Source organism: Ferroglobus sp., from assembly GCF_015521575.1.
Classification (GTDB): Archaea; Halobacteriota; Archaeoglobi; order Archaeoglobales; family Archaeoglobaceae; genus Ferroglobus.
Genome location: NZ_WANY01000103.1, coordinates 1 through 5,328 on the forward strand (window position 1 = coordinate 1; position 5,328 = coordinate 5,328).

Annotated in this window: 7 protein-coding genes; all 7 read right to left on the minus strand. The window is 44.1% G+C overall.

The genetic code is table 11. The features are described 5' to 3' along the window. Window positions 1-3 precede the first annotated feature (3 nt). Window positions 4-1,275 (minus strand): amidohydrolase, encoded by a 1,272-nt coding sequence (locus tag F7C14_RS04335; protein WP_290900228.1) that lies wholly within the window; start codon window positions 1,273-1,275, stop codon window positions 4-6. Beyond that, window positions 1,275-1,814 (minus strand): KH domain-containing protein, encoded by a 540-nt coding sequence (locus F7C14_RS04340; RefSeq protein ID WP_290900223.1) that lies wholly within the window; start codon window positions 1,812-1,814, stop codon window positions 1,275-1,277. Before F7C14_RS04340 ends, F7C14_RS04335 begins: the two co-directional genes overlap by 1 nt. A 1-nt stretch (window position 1,815) precedes the next feature. Beyond that, the gene (locus F7C14_RS04345) at window positions 1,816-2,604 is read right to left on the minus strand and encodes a serine protein kinase RIO (RefSeq protein ID WP_290900224.1); all 789 of its coding nucleotides are present in this window, start codon (window positions 2,602-2,604) and stop codon (window positions 1,816-1,818) included. 2 nt (window positions 2,605-2,606) lie between these two features. Next, window positions 2,607-2,897, minus strand: coding sequence for a translation initiation factor eIF-1A (gene eif1A / locus F7C14_RS04350; RefSeq protein ID WP_012965287.1), 291 nt, complete (start codon window positions 2,895-2,897; stop codon window positions 2,607-2,609). A 1-nt stretch (window position 2,898) separates the two neighbouring features. Beyond that, on the minus strand, window positions 2,899-3,873 hold the full coding sequence (locus F7C14_RS04355) for a tyrosine--tRNA ligase (RefSeq protein WP_290900225.1): 975 nt from the start codon (window positions 3,871-3,873) through the stop codon (window positions 2,899-2,901). Between the two features lie 24 nt (window positions 3,874-3,897). Next, window positions 3,898-4,659 (minus strand): exodeoxyribonuclease III, encoded by a 762-nt coding sequence (gene xth, locus F7C14_RS04360; RefSeq protein WP_290900226.1) that lies wholly within the window; start codon window positions 4,657-4,659, stop codon window positions 3,898-3,900. Continuing rightward, the coding region (locus F7C14_RS04365; protein ID WP_290900227.1) for an FAD-dependent oxidoreductase at window positions 4,652-5,328 on the minus strand (677 nt) is incomplete at its 5' end. The genes F7C14_RS04365 and xth, both read right to left, overlap by 8 nt.

Sequence of the window (5,328 nt, forward strand, 5' to 3'; positions counted from 1 at the left end):
CCGCTAAACCTCTACGAACTTTTCGGAAATTTTCTCGACCTTTCTTTTTATCTTCTCCTCATCATCTGTGAGGACTTCTCTGTCCTCCATGACTATCGTTCCGTTTACGATTAAATGTTCAACCTCATCTCCAGAAGCCGAGTAGACGAGAGCATTCTCTGGAGAGTAATGGGGAATCATGCTTATGGCTTTGTAGTTAATAAGAGCGACATCCGCCAGATAACCTTCCTCGATTTTTCCTCCTTTTATTCCGTAAGCTTTGTAGCCGTTTTCCGTAGCCATTTTTAAAATTTCCACGGCTTTCATAGCGTCAGCCCTTCCGTATTTGATTTTCTGAAGCAGAGAGGACAGTTTCATCTCGAAAAACATATTGTAACTGTTGTTGCTTGCAGCACCATCCGTGCCTAAAGCAACGTTTATTCCGCTTTCTTTCATCTCCTTGACCCTTGCAATTCCGGCTACAAGCTTCAAATTGCTTGTAGGGCAGTGAACAACGCTTACATTCCTATTTCTCAAAATCTCGATTTCCTCATCCTCAAGCCAGACAGCGTGAGCAATAACAACGTCTCCTTTCAAAAACCCGATGTCCTCAAGCAATCTTACGGGCGTTTTTCCGTACCTCCTTTTTATCTCTTCCCTCTCCCACTCCGTCTCGGCAACATGGATGTGTATTCCGACACCAAGCTCGTTGGCTTTCTCTCTAACTTTCTTCAAAAATTCTGGAGTGCAAGTGTAAGGAGCGTGGGGTCCAAAAACAGCTTTTATCAGATTCTCGGCGTTGTTCCATTCCTTTATAAATTTTTCTCCGATCTCAAGCTCTTTTCTCCCTCTTTCCTCGTCTCCTCTGTCAGCCATTCCGTAGCATAGAACTGCCCTCATCCCCAACTCTATTGCAGCCTCAGCCACCTTGTCCATGTGAATGTACAGATCTGAAAAGCAAGCGATTCCCCTCTTAAACATCTCGACTATGGCAAGCTTTGTGCCCCAGTAAACGTCATCCTCGCTCAACTTCTTTTCGGCTCTCCAAATCTTCTTTTCGAGCCAGTCCTTTAGCTGCATGTCCTCGGCTAATCCCCTAAGTATAATCATCGCCGCATGGGTGTGGGCGTTGAAAAAAGCGGGAACACAGAGAAGATCTGAAGAGTTAAACTCCACTTCGCCTTTAACATTCTCCTTTCCGACGTAAGCGATCTTTTCCCCCTTTATTCCCACGCTCGCCCTTAAAAACTCACCGTTGATGAAGCATAAAGCATCGTTTATCGCTATATCGAACATCAGTACCACTCCATGCTTCTCATGCTTATCTCCCTTTTTTTCTTCTCCATGAACCTCTGCACAGTCGAGTGCTGCGCCCCTTCTATCAGCATGTTTATAGCCTCCCTCGCAGCTGCCACGTTTTCAAAAGGACCAATTATAGACACATACTTGTCGTAAACGCTAACGTGGACATTCAGAGTCTCTTCGATTATCTTTCTAAACTTTCCCTCCTTCCCGATTACCCTTCCCTTAACTCTCTCCAGCTCCTTCTGGGATAAATCGCTCAAATCTATGGATTCGAAAACGTAAAAGTCGTCTTCAAGAAGCTTCATAGCTATTTCCGGATTGAAACCCTTCGCTATTGCCTCAACAACACTTTTAGCTTTAAGGAAGCCTATCGCATCTTCCCCCCTCACAATCTTCACGTCACCTGTTTTGCTGTTTATCTTTATCTTACACCCGGTCTTCTCCTGAATCCTTTTCTTTATCTCTCCCTCCTTGCCTATAAGAACCCCTATTCTGTCCTCTGGAATCCTTATTTCTATTTCTTGCTGCATTTCATTCACCTCTAATCTCGGAAAGAATCTCTTCCATGCTGCGTTTTACGTTAAATTTCGAAAAGAACCTTAAAAGGTTTTTCACATCCCTTTCCAAGTAAGAATTCGCATAGGGATGGTCTATCAAAACAGCCTGCCCCATGTCGATAAGATAAGGTTCACCTTTATGTAACATAATATTGTACTCGCTAACGTCAGCGTGAACGAGTTCAGCCTTCTGATACAGCTTTTTTAAATTCTCAACTACTTTCCAGAAGAATTCTTCCACATCAACAAGCTCAGCCAAACTTTTTCCTATTTCAACGAGCGTCGGAGAGGCTTTTTCATCCTCTCCCAAAAACTCCATCAAAAGAACGTTCTTCATGTAAACGTAAGGTTCTGGGACGTTAACTTCGGCTTCAAACGCCCTCTCCAAGTTTCTGAACTCCTTCTCGACCCAGATGAAGATCAGTTCTTTTCTTGAGATTCTTCGCATGTCGAACCTCTTATCGCCGAAGAGGTATTCGTCCATTCTGTAGAATTCAGAAGTCTCAATTCTGTAAATCTTCACAGCCAAAGGAACTTCTCTTCCATCAACAACTCCGTCTGCGTAAAAAACGTTAGCCTCTTTTCCAGTACTTATTACTCCCCCAAGAGCTTTTATGTATCCCTTAGCTGAGAGCTTGTACAGAATTTTCAGAGTTCTTCCGTCAAGTACCTCTTCGTATATTTTCCTTTCCTCGCTGTCCTTCTCTTTTATTCTTAGAGCGTCAAGGTATTTGTCGAGTTCTCTGAGCTTATCCTCTTTCATTGTCAGAACTTGAGGTAGCCGTGCTCTTCGAGCCACTCAACCTGAGGATTCGTGTATCTCCAGATTATGTCCGCCCTATCGTTCTGGAAGGGCCAAGGAACCACTATGACAACATCCCCTTCCTTTATCCATATTCGCTTCCTGAGTTTTCCGGGAATCCTCGCGAGCCTTTCCTTCCCATCTTCACATCTCACTTTCACGTGTCCGGCTCCAAGCATCGACTCCACTATGGCGAACATTTCACCTTTGCTCCTATCGGGAAGCCTTACTCTGATTACTTCCTCCTCTCCCAACTCACCACCCCATTTCCCTCAACCTTTTTCTTGTCTTTTCAAGAATTTTGTTTAAATAGGTTGCTACAGCATTTTTCAGATCGAGAGGATGCAAATTGCCTTCAACGTAATCTTTAGCAAGTTCCTCGAAGCTTGAGTACTCCACATCCCCTCCGTACTTCGCATCCCTCTCCACAACAACCTTCTCAAACCTTGGGAAGATGTGATACTTCATTATCTCGATGACAGGATTGCCTTCTATCTGCTTCGGAGGGCAGAAAGCCTTCTTTATCTTCCTGTAAACTTCTTCCTCATCGTCTCTTACAGAGATGTAGTTGCCCTTTGAGGAGCTCATCTTTTCTCCATCCAAACCAACGAGAATTGGCGTGTGCAAACAAATCGGGCTTCTGTATCCGAGCCTTGGCAAATTTTCTCTGGCAAGCATGTGTATCTTTCTCTGATCTATCCCACCAACAGCCAAATCGATTCTTAGGTGAGCTATATCCAAAGCCTGCATTAAGGGATATATCATCTGGGAGACCATGGGATCCTCCTTTCTCCTACTTACCTCATCCATACTCCTCCTCGCCCTGTTGACGGTTGTGATCCTCGCCATCTTAAGAACATCAAGAACGTAATCCTTGGAAAGCTGAAACTCGCTTCCAAGAACGAATTCGGTTTTGCTTTCATCCAAACCCAATGCAATGAAAGCCGCTTTGTTGTAATCAGCTATTCTTCTTATCTCATCAAAATCTCCCTTCTCGTTAAGATAAGCGTGAACGTCAGCCAACAAAACCACAACATCAAATCCGGCATCTTGCAAATCAAGGAGCTTGTTCACCGTCATCATATGACCGAGATGAATTTCTCCACTCGGCTCGTAGCCGACGTAGGCTCTCGGCTTTTCGTTAGTTTCAAGCAACTCTTTAAGTTCCTCTTCAGTAACGATCTCTTCGGCATTTCTCTTCACGAGCTCCACTCTACTCTGAATGTCCATATGAAAAGAAGAGTTTGGCTGAATTTAAACTTTCTCGAACTCTGCAACAAGCGGAACGTGATCGCTTGGCTTCTCCGTTGTTCTGTATTCCAAAAGCACGTAGCAATCCTTAGACTTCTCTGCAAGCTTTTCAGTTGCTAAGATGTGATCAACCCTCCATCCAAGTCCCCTTTTAACGGCATCTCTTACCCTGTAGTCGTAAAACGTGTATATCACCTCTTCCGGATGATGTTTTCTGAGAATGTCCACGAAACCGAGCTGAACAATTTCTTTAAACGCCTTCTTCGCATCCTCATGAAAGCAAACGTGATTCCTGAGCTTGTCTGGGCTGTGAACGTCGATGTCTTCTGGAGCTACGTTCATATCACCGCACAGCAAGTAATACCCTTTGAAGTCCACGAATTCTGAAAGAAACTCCTTAAGCTTTTTGAAAAACTCCAGCTTGTACTTGTAGTACTCGCTTTCTATACTCTGCCCCTGAGGAGCGTAAACATTTATCACCCACAGCTTTCCGAATCTTGCAGCGATGATCCTATCTTTTTCTCCATTAATTCCGGCGAAATATTCATCAGGCTCAATTTTAGAAGCGATAGCTACCCCATTTCTTGCCTTCCCTCCAGAGAAGACTACGTGGTAGCCTTTCAGATGAAAGTCAGCCTCCGGAAACTTTCTGTCCTCAACCTTTGTTTCCTGCATGCAGAGGATATCGACTTTCTCCATCAAAGGAAAAACTATGTGCAACCTCTTTCTAATCGAGTTCACGTTGTATGTACAAACCTTAAGCATTCACGATCTCCCCCTTAATTTTCGAATACTCATCAACGCTCATCAAATTCGAAGCGGCCCACATAACGACTTCGCTTTGAGCTGGATGAATGTGCATACTTTCGGCTAAATCAAAAACGCTAAGGTTGTGTTCCATAGCCAGAACGACCTCCTGAATTAAAATAGACGCATTCCTCGCTGCAATATGACAACCGAGAATTTCTCCGTCTCTCTTGACGATCAGCTTTACGAAACCCTCTTCGTCCATCGCTATCCCCTTCCCCGTTTCCTCAAGCCTGAAAAACCCTACAAAAACGTTTTCCTTGCCGAACTTTTCCAAAGCTTCTTCCTCCTTCAAACCAACGCTTGCCACCTCTGGATACGTAAAGACTGCATGAGGGACAACCTTATAATTAACTTTCATCTTCCTTCCAAGAATCGCGTTGAATATGACAACCTTAGCTTCATAATTCGCCACGTGCTTGAACATGTGCTTTCCTATTGCATCTCCCAAAGCGTAAACTCCGGGCACGGAAGTTTCCAAGTACTCGTTAACTTTTATCCACCCCCTTTCCGTCTCTATACCTCCTTTCTCGGGCTTTAAAATGTCGGAATTCGGTGCTCTTCCAACCGCTACCAAAATTTCTTCAGCTTCAATTTCCTCGGTCTTGCCATCTTTCTCAACTAAAA

Bases quoted from the DNA above. Each gene is read 5' to 3' on its own strand.
- F7C14_RS04345 (WP_290900224.1), bottom strand. From the start codon at position 2,604: ATGAAAGAGGATAAGCTCAGAGAACTCGACAAATACCTTGACGCTCTA.
- F7C14_RS04355 (WP_290900225.1), bottom strand. From the start codon at position 3,873: ATGGACATTCAGAGTAGAGTGGAGCTCGTGAAGAGAAATGCCGAAGAG.
- F7C14_RS04340 (WP_290900223.1), bottom strand. From the start codon at position 1,814: ATGCAGCAAGAAATAGAAATAAGGATTCCAGAGGACAGAATAGGGGTT.
- xth (WP_290900226.1), bottom strand. From the start codon at position 4,659: ATGCTTAAGGTTTGTACATACAACGTGAACTCGATTAGAAAGAGGTTG.
- F7C14_RS04335 (WP_290900228.1), bottom strand. From the start codon at position 1,275: ATGTTCGATATAGCGATAAACGATGCTTTATGCTTCATCAACGGTGAG.